This is a genomic window from Chryseobacterium electrogenes (genome assembly GCF_053553015.1).
The window spans coordinates 196,668-216,998 of sequence record NZ_JBNPPB010000002.1; the positions used below are offsets into that span (position 1 = coordinate 196,668).

The following is a 20,331-nucleotide window of genomic DNA, read 5'->3' on the forward strand; positions in this document are numbered from 1 at the left end:
AGTGATTGTTTCTCAACTTCTATTATCTAACATCTGTGATTACATTTTAATTGCTGACTTTACAGCAAATTCTTCGGCTACTTCACCAATCCATTCTGCCACATCATCCTCACCAGTAGCACGTTGATAGGTGTGACCTAAAGATACTAAAATCTGATGGAAAAATTGTTTCATGTGATCTACAGGCATGTCTTTGGTCCAAAGATCAATTCTTAACGCTTCTTTTTTGTTATCATCCCAAACCGAAATCATCGTCGCCTTGGTTTCCTGAGTATTAACACCACCATCTTCTGCGTTCCAAGTCATTTTTTCTGGAACATGGTTTTCGTCTAGCTCTACATTGATTGTAATCTGCGTTTGTCTCATTTAGGATTAATTTTATATAATTTAATTATTTGATTTAGGTTTATAATCTGTTTGTTCAAAGATTTCAGAGGCTGGTTTATCCAAAAATTCTTTCAGTTTTACATCAGGATGTTGTGCAAGATATTTTTTGCAAATTTGCCAACCTATCCAGATGCCGACTTGTGGAGAACTTTCATTGTCTATTTCTGTATAGAATTTAGAAAAAGGACCAGGCGTGATAAATCGTTCTGCCAATCTTGGATCTGAGCTGAAAACTAAATCGTTTTCTACAAAATAATTCCAAATATTAGCTTCATTAGCAACATTCCAGGCTTCTTGTTCTTTGGTGTAATTCAGTTTTAGATAATCAGGTGTGTCTGGCAAGAAAGCATCTTGCAGGATTTGTATTTTTCCGTTGTATATCAACTTATCCAAGAATTTCTGTTGTTCTAGCTTGGCAGAGACCATATTTTCTGCAAAATTAAGCGATACTTTTGAGATTAGATTCTCTGGATTCATTGATTTCTGAATGTAATAATCAAGTCCTTCGTAGGCTGAGTTTTTATAACCTAAAAAGGCAGAAATATCTATAAATAAATAGTTTTCTTCTGCTTTATAAAATACAGGATTAATAATACTGTCATAGTAAGCTGCCGTAGAATATAAGAAGACTTTAGGTGATTTAAAGCTAGGAAAGTACGTTTTAATATGAGAAAATAAAGCTGCTAAATCCTTGTTGAGTTTTTGAGTATTAATTTTAGAAATTGCCTCTTTGTAGATTTTTACTTCTCTAGGATCAGAACGTCTTTCTGCAAAATCAGCATCAGAAACGCTGCCTTGGTACCAAGGAAAATCTTTTTTAAAACTATCTAGACTTACATTAGAGTCATAAAAAGTTTTAGAAATGTCAACAATATCCACTTTTTCTACAGGATCTTTAATTTCAATTTTCCATTGATTTTCAGGGTCTTTTTTACAAGAATTAAGCCCTGTAATCAGTAATAAAGTGAGAGTTGCAACGAAGATTTTTTTCATAATTTAAAAACATATAAAAATTTCTACTAAAAAATATTCTCAAGAGCTTTCTAAGCCCGAAAAAATATCAGTATTTTTACGATAGAAATTTAACTGCAAAAATAAGAATTTTATGTTGCTTGAAGCCTTCGAAACTGAAAGATTATTTTTTAGACCTTTAGTATTATCTGATGCAGATAGATTATTTCTCCTGGACAAGGATCCAGACGTGATGAGATACATTGGTATTCCTGTACTAGAAAAGCCCGAAGAATCTATAAAAGTGATAGAAATGATCCAGAGTCAGTACGAACGTTTTGGGATTGGGAGGTTTGCGGTAGTAGAGAAAGATACTGGTCTGTTAATTGGTTGGAGTGGACTAAAATATAATGATGACACCGTTAATGGTCATTATAATTTTTATGAATTAGGTTACCGATTTTTGCCAGAAACATGGGGGAAAGGTTATGCAACAGAATCTGGAAAAGCCTTTATTGATAAAGCTTTTGTAGATATGAAGCTCGACAATCTTTATGCTTATGCTCATACAGAAAATGAGGCTTCTAATCATATCTTGAGAAAGTTAGGCTTCTTACAAAACGGACAATTTACAGAGCCTGATGGCGATTGTTATTGGTATGAGATGACCAAGATACCGACTTTGTAAAATTTTAATATTGAGAAAGTTAAGTTTCAATTTAATTTATTATTAACTATTTATACTTAAAAAAGTGCAATCCGAAAAAATAATCAATCATATCGTTAGTTGGCTTACAGATTATGCTCAGAAATCAGGAATGAAAGGCTTTGTCGTTGGTGTATCTGGTGGGATAGATTCTGCCGTAGTGTCTACATTGGCTGCTAAAACAGGTCTTAAAACTTTATTGTTAGAAATGCCAATTAGACAAAAAGAAGATCAAGTTAGCCGTGCCCAAGATCATATAGAAGATCTTAAGTCAAAATATCCTAATGTTGAAGGTTTTACTGTTAATCTTACGCCAACCTTTGATGTTTTTCAAAAAACGGTAGAAGTAGAAAACGAAAGTTTCCCCGCAGAGCAGTTGGCGCTTGCTAATTCTAGATCGCGATTAAGAATGTTAACATTATATTATTACGGACAGATTAACGGACTTTTGGTCACAGGAACTGGTAATAAAGTTGAGGATTTTGGTGTGGGATTTTTTACTAAATATGGTGACGGAGGCGTTGATATTTCGCCGATTGCAGATCTTTATAAAACTGAAGTTTATCAATTATCAAAAGCTTTGGATATTATAGAAAGCATTCAGAAAGCAGTTCCTACAGATGGACTTTGGGATGAAGAACGTACCGACGAACAACAGATTGGTGCGACTTATCCCGAGTTAGAGTGGGCAATGGAGCAAGATCAATCTCTAACTGCTGATAACTTTGAAGGTAGAGAAAAAGAAGTTTTTGTACTTTATCAACGCATGCACCGAGCAACGTTACACAAGATTAACCCAATCCCGGTGTGCGATATTCCTAAAGATTTTAAAATATAATTCAGTTTAATGAATCCGAAATTAAAAACATTTTTGATATTTTTCTTTGGTGCATTGGCTGGTATTGGAACAATGTATATTCTCAAGCCTAAAAAACCTCAAGTTGAGATATCTTTGCCGAAAGTTGATACGGTAGCTCCGATTGTTAAAAAAAAGTTTGCTGAAAATAAAATTAAAGATTCGATAGCTTTTCAATTTGAAAAAAAAGAATCTAAAAAAAATAATAGAAAACCCTACGAGATTGAAAATAAAACAATAGATGAGCTCACTGAGGAATCTATTGTAATTGATTTTCTTAAAAAGCATCAGAAACTTCCCAACTATTATATAACAAAAAAAGAAGCACGAGAGCAAGGTTGGGAGCCAGGGAAAGGTAATCTTTGTGACACGCTTCCTGGTAAAGCTATTGGCGGTGATAAGTTCGGGAATAGAGAAAAGAACTTGCCAATGCGCAAAGGACGCCAATATTATGAGGCGGATCTTAATTATAAATGCAGTAATAGAAATGCCGATCGTGTGGTTTTTAGCAATGACGGATTAATTTTCGTGTCGCATGATCATTATCAAACATTTCAACAAAAATAAATTATGGATAAAACAATATATATAGACTTTTTCGAGCTTGGAGATTACGAAGATTTTTACAAAGAATTGAAATCAAAATTAACATTGCCAGAATATTTTGGCGATAATCTAGACGCATTATCCGATGTGATAACTGGTGAGTTAGAAATGCCTTTGCATCTAGAATTTGTTAATCTTAGTGTGGATCAATTAGAGGTTTTCGAGGATCTGTTAACCACATTAGAAGACGCAGAAGAAGAGGTTGATGGCTTTACGTTTACTTATTTTCTTGAGCAGTTTGAGGATGAAGAAGATGGTGAGACAGAAGACGATTTAACAGATTAAAACGCTTAATAATGACAGATTTTGAAAAATATATTCAGCGTTATCTAGATTTAATTCCGACTGGTAATTGGGTGGATGCATTGGATATTGTTGGTGCAGAAACTTTTGAGTTTTATAGTCAATTATCAGAAGAACAAAGCTTGTTGGCCTACGCGGAAGGAAAATGGACACTCAAAGAAGTTTTACAACATTTAATAGATACCGAGAAAGTTTTTAATTACCGCGCTTTGACATTTGCACGGTTTGACAAGACAGAGCTTCCAGGTTTTGATGAAGAACTTTGGGCAGCTAACTCTGAAGCTAATGACCGAAGTCTTGAGAATCTTATAGATGAGTTTTCTTTTGTGAGAAAAACAAGCATTCTGTTTTTTGATGATTTATCAGAAAAAGCCTTGTCGCATTCTGGCTCTGCCAATGGTAATGAGATAACTGTTGCCAAGTTGGGACAATTAATTGTTGGTCATAATATCCATCATCTCAAAGTGATAGAAGAACGCTATTTGCCTATACTTTAAATTAAAGAACTAACGTTTTAAGATAATTTTGAATATCGGGAAAGAATGTATCAAACTCTTTTCCGATTTCTTTTTTATGATCTAAAAATGCTTGAAAAACAGGTAAGTCTTTTTCCAGATATTTAGCCTTATTTAATACATTTTGAATACTGAATTTTATCCCCCAATCCTCTTTGTAATTATAAAGCCAGTCATCTTTTTCCATTTTTTCTAACATGATTTTAAAGTTAGAAGGTAGCCATTGATAATTTTCGTTCAGGATTTTATAAACCTTTTGAGAGTGAATTTTCAAGTCTTTTTCTGACATTGTATGAGCGACAAAATAGTCAAAAGAAACATCCACAAAAGCGCCAGCATATAATCTCACCAACGGACTGAAAACTTTTTTTGCTTGATGTACAGCGGGATGCGTATCGGTAAAACTGTCGATAGCGCGATGTAACTTGATGCCTTCTTGGATTTCTAAAGGGAAATTTTCGCGTTCATTGTTTTTGATAAAATCGGCAATCATATTGCCTACGAGCTGCCCGTCGGTAAAAGATAAATAGGAGTGTGCTAGGTAATTCATAACTAAAATAATCTTTCGTGGAAATCCTCTATTTTCCCAACTTCAACAATTTTTATGGCAAATTTTCTTTTCGGGATTTTATTAAGATTAGAAACAAATATCGTTTCGTAACCTAATTTTTCGGCTTCAGAAATACGTTGTTCGGCTTGTGGAATGGGTCTAATCTCGCCACTCAGTCCAATTTCTCCGGCAAAACAATATTTTTCAGAAATTGCAAGATCTTCGTTAGAAGACAGAATGGATGCTACAACAGCAAGATCCAGAGCTGGATCGTCCGTTTTAATTCCGCCAGTGATATTAAGAAAAACATCTTTAGATCCTAATTGAAAACCTGCTCTTTTTTCTAAAACCGCCAAAAGCATATTCAACCTTTTAGAATCAAAACCTGTGCAACTTCTTTGCGGTGTGCCATAGACTGCGGTGCTTACCAACGCTTGGATTTCTAGCAACATTGGTCGGTTACCTTCTAGAGTTACAGCCACGGAGTTTCCTGATAATTCTTCGGATTTTTTGGTGATGAGAATTTCAGAAGGATTTTTAATTTCTTTTAAACCTTGAGAAACCATTTCATAGATGCCAATTTCTGCAGTGGAGCCAAAACGGTTTTTGTTAGCTCGTAATAATCTGAACAAATGATTTCTGTCACCATCAAAATTAAGAACAACATCCACCATATGTTCTAAAACTTTAGGTCCAGCAATCTGACCATCTTTGGTGATATGACCAACTAAGAAAACGGGTGTGTTGGTTTCTTTTGCAAATTTTATGATTTCGGCGGAGCATTCTCTAATCTGAGAAACTGTGCCGGGAGAACTTTCCATAGACTGAGAATGCAAAGTCTGAATAGAATCTATAATCATGAAATTAGGTTTCAGCTTTTTAGCTTCGTGGAGGATTTTTTCTATAGCAGTTTCGGTGAAGAGAAAACAGTCTGGATTTTGTAATTCTGTTAAACGATCGGCGCGCATCTTAATCTGAGAAGCACTTTCTTCGCCAGAAACGTAGAATACTTTTTTTCTCATTTTAAGTGCTAATTGCAATAGTAGAGTGGATTTTCCTATGCCTGGTTCTCCACCAATTAATGTCACGGAGCCAAGCACAATGCCTCCTCCAAGTACACGATTAAGCTCGTCGCTGGGTGTTGCAATCCGTGGTTCTTCTTGGGCGTTGACTTCTACAATATTAATGATATGTTGCTTTTTGTCACCTGAATAGTTTTTAGACGTCGTTTTTTCTACGATTTCTTCCACGAGCGTGTTCCATTCTCCACAATTTTTACATTGTCCCAACCATTGTGGATATTGTGTACCACAACTTTGACAGTAATATGCTGTTTTTACTTTTGCCATGCTGTAAAATTACAATCTAATTTTATAAAATGTATAATTTTGTTTTGAAGTAGAATCAAATTATTACCATCTTAATTAATTTTGGTAAATTTGTGATTTATGAAGAATTTTAAAATTACATTACCTTACACGCTGATATTTATTGCTTTTTCGGCGTTTCTTTTTTTAACTCAATTTTTATTGGCGCAACAAGGGATCGTTTCTCTTAACTATAAAATTCATTTTCTGATGTTTTTTGTGACCTTGATTTGTATTTTGAGTGTTTCGCTTGTTTTTATATTGAACAAAAAAGATGTGATAGGTTTTGTTTTTTTAGGTTTTGTTGTTTTTAAATTTTTTGCAATTGGCTATATAGCGATGTTTGAACCTGATTTTAAAAAAGCAATTGTGCCTTATTTTGTCTTATATTGGTTGTATTTGGCGATCGAAGTTTTCTACGTTATTAAGTTGGTAAAAAAACAAGACTAAAATCATATAAATATTTACTAACATATGTTAATATAATCGGATAATATTTCATATTTTTGCAAAAATTTTAGAAATCAATCGAGTCATGAATTTTAAAAAACTGTTAATTTTCCTTCACGTATTTGTCCTTAGTATTTCTTTTGCGAAAGCGAATGAAGCCCACTCAGAGGCAGAAAAAGAAGGGAAGTACAATCCTGTACCGTTCATTATGCATCACATTGCAGATAGTCACTCTTGGCACCTTTGGGGTGAAGGGGATCAATCAGTTGGATTTTCTTTGCCAGTAATTTTGGTAGATGGTGGTCTTAAGGTTTTCAGTTCTTCAAGATTTGGACATAATGAAGAGGAGGTTGCTGATGTAGATGGTAAGTTTTATAAATTGTACCATGGTAAGATTTATGAGACTAATGCAGAGGGTGTTTTGGATATGCATAAAGATGAAAAAGGAGTAGAGCATCCAACTAATGCTAAACCTTTGGATTTTTCTATTACTAAGGTTGTGGCGCAAATGATTTTTGCTGCTGTTATTTTAATTATCTTAGCACTAGCAACAAGAAGTAGTTATAAGAAATCTGCTGTACCTACTGGTGTTGCTAGATTTTTGGAGCCTTTGATTATTTTTGTTAGAGATGATATAGCTTTACAGAATATTGGATCTGTTAAGTATAGAAAATATGTGCCTTATTTGGTTACTTTATTTTTATTTATTTGGATTCTTAATGTATTAGGACTTCTTCCAGGAGCTGCTAATACAACGGGTAATATCGCTTTCACTATGGTGATGGCAGTATTTACGTTAATCGTAGTTAACGTTAGTGGTAAGAAAACATATTGGATGCACATGTTAGATCCTTTGGGTAATAATATGCCAGTTGCGGGTAAGATATTGGTGTATGTCATTTTGGTCCCTGTAGAATTATTAGGAATTATTACGAAGCCCTTTGCATTGATGATTCGTCTTTTTGCGAATATGACAGCGGGACACATTATTATTATGAGTTTGATCGCCTTGATTTTCATTATGCAATCATGGGGGATTACGCCAGTGTCTTTAGGATTAACTTTATTTATTTATGTTTTGGAAGTATTGGTAGCAGCGTTACAAGCTTATATCTTTACCATGTTGACGGCATTATTTATTGGATCAGCGGTAGAAGAACCTCACCACGATCATTAATAGATTAAAATCAAATTAAAAGAAACTTTTTAAATTATAACATTATGACAGGTAGTATCGCAGCAATCGGAGCTGGTTTAGCAGTTCTAGGAGTAGGATTAGGTATTGGTAAAATTGGTGGTAGCGCTATGGAAGGTATCGCAAGACAACCAGAACAATCAGGAAAAATCCAAACTGCAATGATTATCGCAGCAGCTCTTATCGAGGGTGCTGGTCTATTCGGTATCGTAGTAGCATTACTAGGTAACGGATAAAAACAATTAAGAATTCTACAAACGGTTGGTTTGTAGAATTCTTTTCAAAAAGAATATTAACAAATTATACAGATAGATAATGGACTTATTAACGCCTTCAATTGGTAACATATTTTGGACTGCAGTAGTATTTTTACTATTAGTAATTCTTTTGAAAAGTTTCGCATGGAAGCCTATTTTAGCTTCAATCAGAGAAAGAGAAAATAATATCCAAGATGCCCTTAACCAAGCTAAATTGGCTAAAGAGGAGATGTCACAGCTTAAAGAAGATAACCAAAGAATTATCAGAGAAGCTAAGTTAGAGCGTGACGCAATTCTTAAGGATGCCAGAGATATGAAGGATAAGATTGTTAACGATGCTAGAGATGCTGCTAAGACAGAAGGAGAGAAGATGATTGCTTCTGCAAAACAATCTATCCAGACAGAGAAGCATGCTGCTATGGCAGAAATCAAAAGCCAGATTGGTAGCTTATCAGTTAACATCGCGGAAAATATTCTAAAGCAAAAATTAGATAATAACGATGCTCAAAATGCATTGGTAGAAAACCTAATTAACAAATCTAATCTTAACTAATTATGTCAACATCTAAAGTTGCAAAAAGATATGCTAAAGGATTACTAGACTTCACCACAGAAGCTGGTAACACGGAGGTTGTCTTTAATGAGATGAAAGACGTGGTGAAGATTATGACCGAGTCTAAAGAGCTTAATCAGTTTCTTAACACGCCCTTTATAGATGCAAAAAAGAAAATTTCTGTTGCGGATGATATCTTCAAAGCGTTTTCTCCAGTAGCACAAAACTTAATAAAATTAACCATTAAGCAAGGTAGAGAGTCTCAACTTAAAAACATTGCTCAAGCGTTTATCAATAAAGTAGAAGACCAAAAAGGTACTAAGAGAGTTTCATTAGTGACAGCAACTGCTTTGTCTCAAGAAACAATTACAGATATCATCAAGGCTTCTGGTATGATTAGTCATAATGCAAATTTTGATTTAGAAACAACAATTAAACCCGAAATTCTTGGAGGTTATATCCTAAGAGTTGGTGACCAACAGATTGATGCTTCGGTTAAAAGTAAGCTTAATCATATTAAAAAAGAATTTCAACTTAATTAAGACAAAACAACCATAAAATGGCAGAAATAAATCCAGCAGAAGTATCAGCGATACTGAAGCAACAATTAGCAAATTTCGATACGCAATCTAACGTAGAAGAAGTAGGTACTGTACTTTCTATCGGTGATGGTATCGCTCGTGTTTACGGGTTAGAAAACGTACAATACGGCGAATTGGTAAAATTCGAAGGTGGTGTTGAAGGTATCGTATTAAACCTTGAAGATGACAACGTAGGTGTGGCACTTCTTGGTGAATCCAAATTGGTAAGCGAGGGACACACAGTTAAAAGAACTGAAAGAATCTCTTCTATCAAAGTTGGAGAAGGTATGTTGGGTAGAGTTGTAGATACATTAGGTAATCCTATTGATGGTAAAGGTCCTATCACGGGCGATCTTTATGAGATGCCATTAGAAAGAAAGGCTCCTGGTGTAATCTTCCGTCAACCAGTAACAGAACCTTTACAGACAGGTATTGTTGCGATTGACTCTATGATCCCTGTTGGTAGAGGACAAAGAGAATTAATTATTGGTGATAGACAGACTGGTAAAACTACCGTTGCTATTGATACCATTATTAATCAAAAAGAATTTTATGATGCTGGTGCGCCAGTATATTGTATATATGTAGCTATCGGACAAAAAGCGTCTACTGTAGCTCAAATCGTTAAAACTCTTGAAGATAAAGGCGCTTTAGCTTACACAGTTGTTGTAGCTGCTAATGCTTCTGATCCAGTTCCTATGCAGGTTTATTCTGCTATGGCGGGTGCATCTATCGGAGAATTCTTCAGAGACTCTGGTCGTGCTGCATTAATCGTTTATGATGATTTATCTAAGCAAGCTGTAGCTTACCGTGAGTTATCTCTACTATTGAGAAGACCACCAGGACGTGAGGCTTATCCAGGTGACGTTTTCTATCTTCACTCTAGATTATTAGAAAGAGCGGCAAAAGTTATTGCTGATGACAACATCGCAAGACAGATGAACGATCTTCCAGATTCATTAAAGCCAATCGTGAAAGGTGGTGGTTCTTTAACTGCACTTCCAATCATCGAAACTCAGGCTGGTGACGTATCTGCATATATCCCGACTAACGTAATTTCTATTACAGATGGTCAGATTTTCTTAGAGTCAGACTTGTTCAACTCTGGGGTTCGTCCAGCAATTAACGTAGGTATTTCTGTATCTCGTGTTGGTGGTAACGCTCAGATCAAAGCTATGAAAAAAGTATCTGGTACTTTGAAGTTAGATCAAGCTCAATATAAAGAATTGGAAGCCTTTGCTAAATTCGGTTCTGACCTAGATGCTGCAACTTTAGCAGTAATCTCTAAAGGTGAAAGAAACGTAGAATTGCTTAAGCAACCAGTTAACTCTCCACTTCCTGTAGAAACTCAGATTGCTATGATCTATGCAGGTACAGAGAATCTAATGAGAAATATTCCTATCAAGAAAGTTAAAGAATTCCAAGTAGAATATATTGACTTCTTAAAGAATAAGCATCCAGAGGTTATGGCTTCTCTTAAAGCTGGTAAAATCGATAATGATATTACTAATGTTTTAAAGCAAGTTGCTGCTGATCTTACCTCAAAATATAATTAATATTTGGTTTATAGTATTTAGTGTTTGGTTTATAGATTTTTCTTAAACTAAACACTAGGTACCAGACACTAAACACTGTTAAATAATGGCAAACTTAAAAGAAATTAGAGGCAGGATTACATCCATTGCATCTACAATGCAGATTACAAGTGCAATGAAAATGGTTTCGGCAGCGAAACTAAAGAAAGCACAAGACGCTATTGTTATGCTTAGACCGTACTCTGAAAAGCTTCAAGAAATTATAGAAAATGTTAGTTCTAGCTCTGACTCTGAGAATATCTCAGAATTAGCGGTACAACGTGAAGTAAAGAAAGTACTTTACATTGTTGTAACGTCTAACAGAGGTTTGGCAGGAGCTTTTAACTCTTCAGTTATTAAAGAACTTAATAGTAAGATTACCGATAATCAAGGTCACGAGATTGAGATTCTTACCATTGGTAAAAAAGTTTATGATGCCGTGAGAAGAAGCAGAAATGTTTTTGAAAACCATAGTTCTTTGTTTGATAATCTTTCTTTTGAGAATGTTGCTAATATGACTCAAAAAATAATGGATGATTATACAGCTGGTAAATTTGATAAAGTTTATTTAGTTTATAATAAATTCATTAATGCTGCTACACAAGAAGTTGTTACAGAACAAGTCTTGCCAATTGCAATTCCTGAGAAGAAAGAAACTGGTATTAATGTGGATTACGTTTTCGAACCTAGTCGCAAAGAAATACTAGATACATTGATCCCAAAATCCATTAAAACGCAAGTTTATAAAGGTATTTTGGATTCTGTAGCTTCAGAGCATGGTGCTAGAATGACTGCAATGCACAAAGCGACGGATAATGCCGAAGCTCTTAGAAATGATCTTAAGATTTTCTATAACAAAGCACGTCAAGCAGCCATTACCAATGAGATTTTAGAAATAGTATCTGGCGCAGAAGCGCTTAAAGGTAGCTAAAAAATTTAAAGTTAATAGTTAGTTAGAAAAAGCATCGGAGATAAGTCTTCGATGCTTTTTTATGTTTTCTAAAACGTTAATTCTTATATTATATTTATCGTAGTTTATATTATGATTATAATGTAGTATATAACGTTGTTGTATTAATAATTCTAGTTTTTAATTGGATTTAGGACTATATTAATACTCATTGATAATTCTTATTTATAATATCTTTTATCAATTCTATCTTTTGTTTTTATATTTAATGATAATCATCAATAATGATGTCGTAAAAAATATATATCTTTGTAAGAATATATCCTGAAATTTATTAAATGGACCCCGATAGTTTAATCAAACTTCTTATTGCGCTATTTTTAGTGCTTCTTAATGGCTTTTTTGTAGCCGCCGAATTCTCAATCGTAAAAGTACGTTATTCTCAGATCCAGCTGAAGGCTGCAGAAGGTAACAGCATGGCAAAGCAAGCTGAGCATATTATCAAACATCTGGATGAATATCTATCTGCCACACAGCTTGGTATCACGCTAGCATCACTAGCATTAGGTTGGGTAGGAGAGAGTGCTTTGCATCATATTATAGAAGATTTATTTAAATATTTCTCTCTAACGATTTCTCCAACTACTGTAACAACCATATCTGTAGTATGTAGTTTCTTGCTAATTACAATTATGCACATTGTTTTTGGTGAGTTAGTTCCAAAATCTATTGCAATTAGAAAATCTGAGGCAACAACATTCTTTATAGCTACGCCACTTAGAATATTTTATAATGTTTTCAAGCCTTTTATCTGGTTAATGAATAATATTAGCAATAGTTTTTTAAGATTAATAAAAATTCATCCTGCTTCAGAACATGATATCCACTCTACAGAAGAATTACAACTGTTGGTAAAACAAAGTGCTGATAGTGGAGAAATTGAAGAGGAGAACTACGAAATTATCAAGAATGCTTTTGATTTTACAGATCATAGTGCTAAACAAATTATGATTCCTCGTCAGAATATTTTGTCTGTCGATATAGAGGATGATAGAGAAGATATTATCAATAAATTAATGGATAGCGGCTATTCTCGTATCCCAGTTTACGAAGGATCAATCGATAATATTATAGGTATATTTTATACTAAGGAGATTATAAGAGAATATATCAGAAGCAAAGGAGAATTATCTCATGATGATCTGAAGAGATTGATGAGAGACGCATTTTTTGTGGTAGGAAGTAAAAAAATATCTGATCTTCTAAAGGTTTTTCAGCTAAAGAAGCAGCACCTTGCTATCGTTATTGATGAGTTTGGTGGGACCGAAGGTATTATCACATTAGAAGATATTTTAGAAGAATTAGTTGGTGAGATTCAGGATGAAGAAGATGAGGAAGAAAAAATTGTAGACCAAGTAGGAGAGAAGACCTTTTGGGTACAAGCTACTCAACCTTTAGAAGAAATTAATGAATGCTTGCCAAAAGAGTTTTCTGTTTCAGAAGAAGGAGAATATAATACTTTAGCTGGATTTATAATGCACGAGTTACAGGATATACCAGAAGAAAATCAAGAATTTGAAATTAGCGATTATCGATTTAAAATTTTGAAAATGCAAAATAAAAGCGTCGAAGTTGTAGAGTTAGAATATCTTGGTTCTAATCCTGTGAGCGATTTGATAGACGATATAATCGATAAATAAGCTTCTTAAATTTTACAAAATCATGCATAATCCACACGCATACGATAATCCTAATAGACAGCAAGAAGAAGATATCGCTTTATTAGATCGTGTAGACGAAGTCTATAAAGTTATACTATATAATGACGATGTTAATACATTTGACTTTGTAATAGAATGTTTAATAGAAATCTGCAAACATACTTTAGAACAAGCCGAACAATGCACGTTATTAGTTCATATGAAAGGTAAATGTACTGTTAAAACGGGTTCTTTAGATTTACTTAAGCCAATTCATAAGAGTCTTCTTGATAAAGGATTAACTAGCGAAATACTATAATGTCTTAGCCTTGCGTTAAAAATTGCAATGCAATGATTTTTTTAAAATGTAATTGTTGTTTAATATAATTAATTTGTATTTTAGATTCATAAAAATAATCACAATTAATTATTATGAAATTAAAAAACAACTTATTACTGTTGTCATTTGCGTTGACATTTTCGTCTATTTATGCGCAGGAGACACACAGGCTCGAAACAAAAGCAAGAGAATGGATTACAAATAGTAATGCATCTAAAGCTAACTTTAATCCGAATACTAAATATAAGCTGGATAATTCCCGAAGCAGTGCTACAGGAGAGACGCTTAGATTTGAACAAACTATTAATGGTGTGCCAATCTTTGAGGGTGATATTGTAGTTCATTTTAATAATGAGGATAATGTTACCTACACCGCAGATGCACCAGTATCAAAAAAAATGATTTCTATTGATACTAATCCTAAAGTATCTCTTTCATCTGCTTTTGATATTGCTAAAGAAGCTATTCAGCCAAAAGGTGATATTATATTTGAAGACAACAAACTTTACGTTTATAATACAGAAGATGGAGAAGCAAGGTTAGTCTATAGAGTTGTAATAGATTCTTATGAAAAAGCAGGCTCTTGGGAAACAATTGTAGATGCACATACAAAGGAAGTAATTAGTATTAAAGATATTGCTGTATATCGTCATAAAAAACATGATGAAAAACCTAAAAAAGTAACAGTTAAAAATAATTCTTTGAAAGCTACTGGAACAGCTTATATCTATAATCCAGATCCACTTTCTGTAGCGGGTGTAAAGTATGGTGGGCAATATGTTGACAATAATGATGCGACTAATGCAAGTCTTGATGCGGCTAGAAGCCTAGTTAACTTGCCTGAAATTGAGCTGCTTAATGGTGTTTATAAACTTAAGAGTAAATACGCTGAAATCAAAGAGCTTCAATCACCAGCTACTGGTCTATTTACGCAATCTTCTCCAGACTTTTTATTTAATAGAAGTCAATTAGGCTTTGAGGCGGCTAATATCTTTTTCCATTTCCATCAGAGCATGGCTTATATCAATGAGACTTTAGGTATCGCTTGTAAGCCTACTGTTAACGGTGGAGCCGTTCAGTTTGATCCTCATGGTCAAAATGGTGCTGAGAATTCTGCTTTCTTTCCTGGCGGGCAGTATCTTACTTTTGGCCAAGGTGGAGTAGATGATGGTGAAGATGCTGATGTTATTTTACATGAATTGGGACACGGGATTCATCATTGGATTACAGGATTGAAATCATCAAGCAAGCAAGGACTGGGAGAAGGTTCGGGTGATTATTGGGCGATGTCCTATAAGAGAAGTCTTAAACAGTGGCCTTCTAGTGCTCCAGAGTATAATTGGGTGTTTAATTGGGATGGACATAATCCTTTTTGGTCAGGTCGTATAACTAATTATAGTGCAAAGTATCCTACAAGTAATATTAACAATGATAATTATATTCATATCAATGGCCAGATATGGGCAACTGCCTTAATGCGTATATATGATAAAATAGGTAAAGAAAAAACCGATCGTATTTTCTTAGAAGGTTTGGCATTAACTAATTCTTCTGCTAATCAGCAGACTGCAGCAGAGGCTGTGAGACAAGCAGCTATTGATATGAACGGTAAGTTTGGATTTAGTTGTGAAGATGTTAAGATTATTAATCAAGAAATGATTACAGCAGGTTATACAATGGCAAATTATATTTGTAAAGATTTAGCAGTTAATGACATCAAAAAAGATCAAATTAAAATTTACCCTAATCCTACAAAAGACATTTTGAATATTACATTGGATGCTAATAAAGATAGCAAAGCCACTGTTACTTCTTTAGACGGTCGCCAGGTATTAACAACGACAATAAAGAATGGTAAAAACCAAATTAATGTTTCTAATTTACCAAAAGGTGTTTATCTATTAACAGCAGAAGGTATTTCTCAAAAGTTTATCAAAGAATAAAAATATTATAGATAACATATAAAACAAAATCCTGAACCATTGGTTCAGGATTTTTTATATTGATAACAAAAAGTGATTAATTATTTTACTTGATCTACAACAGCTTTAAAAGCTTCTGGGTAATTCATTGCTAAGTCAGCAAGAACTTTTCTGTTAAGCTCGATGTTGTTTTTCTTAAGAGCTCCCATAAACTGAGAGTAAGACATTCCGTGCTCTCTAGCACCCGCGTTAATACGAGTAATCCAAAGTGCTCTGAAGTTTCTTTTCTTTTCTTTTCTACCACGGTAAGCATATTGCATTGCTTTTTCCACGGCATTTTTAGCAACAGTCCAAACGTTCTTTCTTCTACCGAAAAAACCTTTAGCCAGTTTCATTACTTTTTTTCTACGCGCTCTAGACGCTACAGCGTTTACTGATCTTGGCATAATTTTAATTGTTTTTTTGAAAAGGGCGGCAATAATATTGCACTTAGTTGCACCGTTTCAGGGTTAATTTTGTTGAATTTTTTAATTCTTATAAACCGAATATAGGATTATAAAAACTACTTAATAGCTAATTGTCTCAAAACACTTTTCGTGTCCACAGCAGCTACATAAGAAGTTTGCGTAAGATTTCTCTTTTGCTTAGTTTCTTTTTTAGTCAAGATGTGGCTTTTGAAAGCATTTTTTCTTTTGATCTTTCCAGTTCCGGTAAGAGCAAAACGCTTCTTAGCACCTGATTTCGTTTTTAATTTTGGCATTGTTTTGCTTTTTATGTATTTGTTATCAATATTATTTCCAGCGTAGCGCTTTTATATCTGGGCGTGTCCTTTCGGTCTCTCATTCCACGATGTTTCATTCGCTTCCTTAGGTCGGGCTATTCGCTCATACTCCTCGTTTCGGATGGCTTCGCTATGCTTTGCAACCTCACTGCGGGGTATCCGCTACTATCCCTCACGCTATCATACTATACGCTAAAGAGATGCAAAATTACAAAATATTTTCCACATTTCGATAGTATATCTACCAAAAAAAAAGAGACCCCGAAAAATCTCTTTTAATATTTAGAAGAAAAAAGCTGTTAATGCTTATTTCTTTTCAATCTGTTACTTAGCTGGTTTTTTAGGACTCATCATCATAATCATTCTCTTACCTTCCAACTTAGGCAATTGGTCTACTTTACCAACGTGCTCTAACTCTTGTGCAAGTTTCAATAATAAGATTTCACCCTGATCCTTAAAGATGATAGATCTACCTTTAAAGAAAACATAAGTTTTCAATTTAGATCCTTCCTCTAAGAATTTTTCAGCATGTTTCTTTTTAAAGTCGTAATCGTGGTCATCAGTCTGAGGCCCGAATCGGATCTCTTTTACCACAACTTTTACTTGCTTAGCTTTTAACTCCTTTTGTTTCTTTTTCTGTTCGTAAAGGAATTTTTTATATTCAAGAATCCTAGCGATATATGGCTCGGATTTGTCTGAGATTACCACAAGATCTAATTCTTGATCGTCGGCAATCTGCTGGGCTCTAGCTAGTGGATATACACCCGGCTCTACGTTGTCACCTACAAGGCGTACTTCTTTCGCGCGGATTTTTCCGTTAATCTGATGCAAGTCCTCTTGTACGGGACGTCGCATTGGACCTCTGCTGTTGTTTCTTCTTAGTGCTATTGTCTTAAGTTTTTAATTAATATTTTTACTAATAACCTTTTGTTAATCAAAAGATTTTATGCCTTTCTGGCTTTCTATTTTAAAGTAATTGATAAAGTCTTCAATCCCCATTGCTCCAAGATCACCTTCGCCACGTCTTCTAACAGAAATACTGTCGCTATTGGCTTCGTTTTCTCCTACAACAAGCATGAAAGGTATTTTTTTCAATTCAGCATCTCTGATTTTTTTACCTGTTTTCTCGTTCCTTTCGTCAATTAGACCACAAATATCGTGTTTTTCTAATAATTGTGAAACTTTTTTTGCATAATCTACGTACTTTTCGCTGATAGGAAGGATGATAAACTGCTCTGGACTCAACCATAGAGGGAAATCTCCCGCTGTGTTCTCTATCAAAATAGCAATAAATCTCTCCATAGAGCCAAATGGTGCACGGTGGATCATTACTGGTCTGTGCTTGTCATTGTCGCTACCGTTATACCAAAGGTCAAATCGTTCTGGCAAGTTATAATCTACTTGGATAGTCCCTAATTGCCAGCTTCTTCCCAAGGCGTCTTTTACCATGAAATCTAATTTTGGGCCATAGAAAGCAGCTTCGCCATATTCTGTAACTGTTCTTAGATTTTTAGATTTTGCCGCGTTGATAATTGCATTTTCTGCTTTTTCCCAGTTTTCGTCAGAACCGATGTATTTTTGCTTGTTTTCTGGATCTCTTAATGATATCTGAGCCGTAAAATCTTCAAACCCTAAAGATCCGAAAACGTATAATACCAAATCGATAACCTTCTCAAATTCTTCATGAAGTTGATCTGGTGTACAGAATAAATGCGCATCATCTTGCGTAAAACCTCTAACTCTTGTCAAGCCGTGAAGTTCTCCACTTTGTTCGTATCTGTAAACTGTCCCAAATTCTGCAAAACGCTTTGGAAGATCTTTGTAGGACCATTGTTGAGACTTGTAGATCTCGCAGTGGTGAGGGCAGTTCATTGGTTTTAATAAAAATTCTTCACCTTCGTGCGGTGTCTTTATTGGTTGGAAACTGTCTGCACCATATTTTTCGTAATGACCAGATGTTACGTACAAGTCTTTGTGACCGATATGTGGTGAAATTACAAATTCATAACCTTGTTTTTTCTGAGCAGAAGATAAGAAATCCTCTAGTTTCTTTCTCAATGCAGCGCCTTTTGGTAACCACAATGGTAAGCCTGCACCTACTTTTTCGGAAAAGGTGAAAATCCCCATTTCCTTACCTAGTTTTCTATGATCTCTGCGTTTTGCTTCTTCTAATCTTTCAAGATATTCTGTTAATTCTTTCTGTTTCGGGAAAGAAATACCATAGACTCTTGTTAATTGTGGGTTTTTCTCATCACCTCTCCAGTAAGCACCTGCAGCATTAAGTATTTTAATAGCTTTTACAATGCCCGTCGCTGGGATGTGACCACCTCTACAAAGATCTGTAAAGTTATCATGTGTAACAAAAGTGATCTCACCATCTGGTAGATTTTCAATCAATTCTGTTTTGAAAGGATTATCCGCATATTCTTTTAAGGCATCTGCTTTAGAAACTTCTCTTAATTGAAATGTTGAATTTTTCTTAGCGTTTTCTAAGATTTTCTTTTCTAATTTTTCAAAATCCTTTTCGGATAATGCTTGATCTCCAAAATCTACATCGTAATAGAATCCGTTATCTATCGCTGGACCAATAGTTAATTTGGCTTCAGGATAAAATTCCATAATAGCTTGCGCTAGAAGGTGAGCAGAAGAATGCCAGAATGCTTTTTTTCCCATATCGTCGTTCCACGTCAATAATTGCACGGTAGAGTCCGTCGTAATAGGGGTGTCAACCTCGGTCTGGGTCCCATTAACGATTGCAGAGATGGTATTTCTTGCTAATCCATCACTGATACTTTGCGCAACTTGAAGCGGAGTTACTACTCCTTCATATTCTCTGATGCTACCATCAGGAAGTGTAATCTTTAACATATAGAAAAATTAAGTTGCAAATTTACGAAAATTTCAATGATAATTAGGCTTAATCATTATTTTTATAATGGTACATATTGTTTATAATTCATTAATGAGGTTTAAGAAAATTGTTATTAGATTATTTTAGTTGATTGTTGTTTTCTAATTTAGGATTTAATTTTACTCGATTGAGATTTGTATTTATAAATTATGAAGTGAGATTATTTTTTATGATTTTTTAAATTGTAATTATTATAATAAATCAATTATTATTTTTACTATTGCAAAAAAAATATAAATGACAAAAGGCAGAATGGAAGCTTTTAGTGATGGTGTAATTGCTGTAATTATCACTATAATGGTATTAGAACTCAAAGTACCAGAATCTACAGAATGGAGTGCTTTAATTGCATTAATTCCAAAGTTTATGAGTTATGTTCTTAGCTTTATTTACGTTGGTATATATTGGAATAACCACCACCATCTACTAAATGGAGCAAACAAAATTAATGGTAAGATTATGTGGAGTAATTTATTTTTCTTGTTTTCTTTGTCCTTAACACCATTTTCTACAGCATGGATGGGAGAACATGATTTTGAAAAGAATACCACAATTTTCTACGGATTAGCTTTAATTCTAAATGCAATATCATATTCTGTACTTTCTTATAATATTAAGAAAAAGGAAGGAAATGAGTCAGATTTTGCAAAAGCAATAGGAGCAGGCAACAAAGAGAAATTATCGCTATTATTGTATCTAGCGGGGATTGGCGCATCATTTTTTTATCCTTATCTGGCTTTAGTATTTTATTATTCTGTTGCACTTGTCTGGGTTATACCAGATAGAAGATTAGAAGAACATTAATTGCTGCGCACAAAGTATATATAAAAATACCTTCAAACATATGAAGGTATTTTTTGATTTTAATAGAAATAATTTATCTAAATTTAATTATAAAATTTTTTGTGACGTATTG

The 20,331-nt window shown here is 34.2% G+C and carries 24 protein-coding genes; 16 read left to right on the forward strand and 8 right to left on the reverse strand.

From position 1 onward, the window contains the following. Positions 1 to 39: 39 nt before the first annotated feature. Both gldC and gldB read right to left on the reverse strand, forming a co-directional pair. Positions 40 to 366 carry a gliding motility protein GldC gene (gldC, locus tag ACQQ6V_RS00895; protein WP_448843714.1) on the reverse strand — a complete coding sequence of 109 codons (327 nt, stop codon included), beginning with the start codon at positions 364 to 366 and terminating at the stop codon, positions 40 to 42. Positions 367 to 387: 21 nt separating this feature from the next. After that, the gene (gene gldB, locus ACQQ6V_RS00900) at positions 388 to 1,380 is read right to left on the reverse strand and encodes a gliding motility lipoprotein GldB (protein WP_448843715.1); all 993 of its coding nucleotides are present in this window, start codon (positions 1,378 to 1,380) and stop codon (positions 388 to 390) included. A gap of 112 nt (positions 1,381 to 1,492) precedes the next feature. Between gldB and ACQQ6V_RS00905 the strand changes: the two genes are divergently transcribed. From ACQQ6V_RS00905 to ACQQ6V_RS00925, 5 genes are all read left to right on the forward strand, one after another. After that, positions 1,493 to 2,026: a GNAT family N-acetyltransferase gene (locus tag ACQQ6V_RS00905; protein ID WP_448843716.1), complete on the forward strand. Its 534-nt coding sequence runs from the start codon at positions 1,493 to 1,495 to the stop codon at positions 2,024 to 2,026. Between the two features lie 64 nt (positions 2,027 to 2,090). Then, the gene (nadE, locus tag ACQQ6V_RS00910; protein WP_448843717.1) at positions 2,091 to 2,882 is read left to right on the forward strand and encodes an NAD(+) synthase; all 792 of its coding nucleotides are present in this window, start codon (positions 2,091 to 2,093) and stop codon (positions 2,880 to 2,882) included. A gap of 9 nt (positions 2,883 to 2,891) precedes the next feature. Further along, on the forward strand, positions 2,892 to 3,467 hold the full coding sequence (locus ACQQ6V_RS00915) for a ribonuclease domain-containing protein (RefSeq protein WP_448843718.1): 576 nt from the start codon (positions 2,892 to 2,894) through the stop codon (positions 3,465 to 3,467). A 3-nt stretch (positions 3,468 to 3,470) separates the two neighbouring features. Next, positions 3,471 to 3,791, forward strand: a complete 321-nt coding sequence (locus ACQQ6V_RS00920) for a barstar family protein (protein WP_448843719.1) — start codon at positions 3,471 to 3,473, stop codon at positions 3,789 to 3,791. Positions 3,792 to 3,802: 11 nt separating this feature from the next. Continuing rightward, positions 3,803 to 4,306: a DinB family protein gene (locus ACQQ6V_RS00925; RefSeq protein WP_448843720.1), complete on the forward strand. Its 504-nt coding sequence runs from the start codon at positions 3,803 to 3,805 to the stop codon at positions 4,304 to 4,306. A 1-nt stretch (position 4,307) separates the two neighbouring features. Here the strand turns inward: ACQQ6V_RS00925 and ACQQ6V_RS00930 are convergent, their stop codons facing one another. Both ACQQ6V_RS00930 and radA read right to left on the reverse strand, forming a co-directional pair. Then, on the reverse strand, positions 4,308 to 4,874 hold the full coding sequence (locus tag ACQQ6V_RS00930; RefSeq protein ID WP_448843721.1) for an acyl carrier protein phosphodiesterase: 567 nt from the start codon (positions 4,872 to 4,874) through the stop codon (positions 4,308 to 4,310). A 2-nt stretch (positions 4,875 to 4,876) separates the two neighbouring features. Next, positions 4,877 to 6,223 (reverse strand): DNA repair protein RadA, encoded by a 1,347-nt coding sequence (gene radA, locus ACQQ6V_RS00935; protein ID WP_448843722.1) that lies wholly within the window; start codon positions 6,221 to 6,223, stop codon positions 4,877 to 4,879. A 99-nt stretch (positions 6,224 to 6,322) separates the two neighbouring features. On the opposite strand from radA, the gene ACQQ6V_RS00940 reads away from it, so the two are divergent. The 10 genes from ACQQ6V_RS00940 (at position 6,323) to ACQQ6V_RS00985 (ending at position 15,744) form a co-directional block, all read left to right on the forward strand. Next, positions 6,323 to 6,691: a hypothetical protein gene (locus ACQQ6V_RS00940; protein ID WP_448843723.1), complete on the forward strand. Its 369-nt coding sequence runs from the start codon at positions 6,323 to 6,325 to the stop codon at positions 6,689 to 6,691. Positions 6,692 to 6,776: 85 nt separating this feature from the next. Beyond that, on the forward strand, positions 6,777 to 7,868 hold the full coding sequence (atpB, locus tag ACQQ6V_RS00945) for a F0F1 ATP synthase subunit A (RefSeq protein WP_448843724.1): 1,092 nt from the start codon (positions 6,777 to 6,779) through the stop codon (positions 7,866 to 7,868). Positions 7,869 to 7,912: 44 nt separating this feature from the next. Continuing rightward, the gene (gene atpE, locus ACQQ6V_RS00950; RefSeq protein ID WP_034675836.1) at positions 7,913 to 8,122 is read left to right on the forward strand and encodes an ATP synthase F0 subunit C; all 210 of its coding nucleotides are present in this window, start codon (positions 7,913 to 7,915) and stop codon (positions 8,120 to 8,122) included. 79 nt (positions 8,123 to 8,201) lie between these two features. Further along, complete coding sequence (locus tag ACQQ6V_RS00955) at positions 8,202 to 8,696, forward strand: F0F1 ATP synthase subunit B (protein WP_448843725.1); 495 nt, start codon at positions 8,202 to 8,204, stop codon at positions 8,694 to 8,696. 2 nt (positions 8,697 to 8,698) lie between these two features. Then, the gene (gene atpH, locus ACQQ6V_RS00960; protein ID WP_448843726.1) at positions 8,699 to 9,238 is read left to right on the forward strand and encodes an ATP synthase F1 subunit delta; all 540 of its coding nucleotides are present in this window, start codon (positions 8,699 to 8,701) and stop codon (positions 9,236 to 9,238) included. A 17-nt stretch (positions 9,239 to 9,255) separates the two neighbouring features. Continuing rightward, positions 9,256 to 10,833, forward strand: coding sequence for a F0F1 ATP synthase subunit alpha (gene atpA / locus ACQQ6V_RS00965; RefSeq protein WP_448843727.1), 1,578 nt, complete (start codon positions 9,256 to 9,258; stop codon positions 10,831 to 10,833). A gap of 85 nt (positions 10,834 to 10,918) precedes the next feature. Further along, positions 10,919 to 11,782, forward strand: a complete 864-nt coding sequence (gene atpG, locus ACQQ6V_RS00970) for an ATP synthase F1 subunit gamma (RefSeq protein ID WP_448843728.1) — start codon at positions 10,919 to 10,921, stop codon at positions 11,780 to 11,782. Positions 11,783 to 12,099: 317 nt separating this feature from the next. Next, positions 12,100 to 13,461: a hemolysin family protein gene (locus ACQQ6V_RS00975; protein ID WP_448843729.1), complete on the forward strand. Its 1,362-nt coding sequence runs from the start codon at positions 12,100 to 12,102 to the stop codon at positions 13,459 to 13,461. A 22-nt stretch (positions 13,462 to 13,483) separates the two neighbouring features. After that, the gene (locus ACQQ6V_RS00980) at positions 13,484 to 13,780 is read left to right on the forward strand and encodes an ATP-dependent Clp protease adaptor ClpS (RefSeq protein WP_448843730.1); all 297 of its coding nucleotides are present in this window, start codon (positions 13,484 to 13,486) and stop codon (positions 13,778 to 13,780) included. A 113-nt stretch (positions 13,781 to 13,893) separates the two neighbouring features. Continuing rightward, complete coding sequence (locus tag ACQQ6V_RS00985; protein ID WP_448843731.1) at positions 13,894 to 15,744, forward strand: T9SS type A sorting domain-containing protein; 1,851 nt, start codon at positions 13,894 to 13,896, stop codon at positions 15,742 to 15,744. Positions 15,745 to 15,824: 80 nt separating this feature from the next. Here the strand turns inward: ACQQ6V_RS00985 and rplT are convergent, their stop codons facing one another. The 4 genes from rplT to thrS form a co-directional block, all read right to left on the reverse strand. Beyond that, positions 15,825 to 16,169, reverse strand: a complete 345-nt coding sequence (rplT, locus tag ACQQ6V_RS00990; protein WP_448843732.1) for a 50S ribosomal protein L20 — start codon at positions 16,167 to 16,169, stop codon at positions 15,825 to 15,827. Between the two features lie 116 nt (positions 16,170 to 16,285). Next, positions 16,286 to 16,483: a 50S ribosomal protein L35 gene (rpmI, locus tag ACQQ6V_RS00995; protein WP_027384637.1), complete on the reverse strand. Its 198-nt coding sequence runs from the start codon at positions 16,481 to 16,483 to the stop codon at positions 16,286 to 16,288. Positions 16,484 to 16,828: 345 nt separating this feature from the next. Further along, on the reverse strand, positions 16,829 to 17,359 hold the full coding sequence (gene infC, locus ACQQ6V_RS01000) for a translation initiation factor IF-3 (RefSeq protein WP_448843733.1): 531 nt from the start codon (positions 17,357 to 17,359) through the stop codon (positions 16,829 to 16,831). 75 nt (positions 17,360 to 17,434) lie between these two features. After that, positions 17,435 to 19,372, reverse strand: a complete 1,938-nt coding sequence (thrS, locus tag ACQQ6V_RS01005) for a threonine--tRNA ligase (protein WP_448843734.1) — start codon at positions 19,370 to 19,372, stop codon at positions 17,435 to 17,437. Between the two features lie 280 nt (positions 19,373 to 19,652). Here thrS and ACQQ6V_RS01010 point away from each other — a divergent pair, with 280 nt between their 5' ends. Continuing rightward, complete coding sequence (locus ACQQ6V_RS01010; protein ID WP_448843735.1) at positions 19,653 to 20,219, forward strand: TMEM175 family protein; 567 nt, start codon at positions 19,653 to 19,655, stop codon at positions 20,217 to 20,219. Positions 20,220 to 20,331 lie beyond the last annotated feature (112 nt).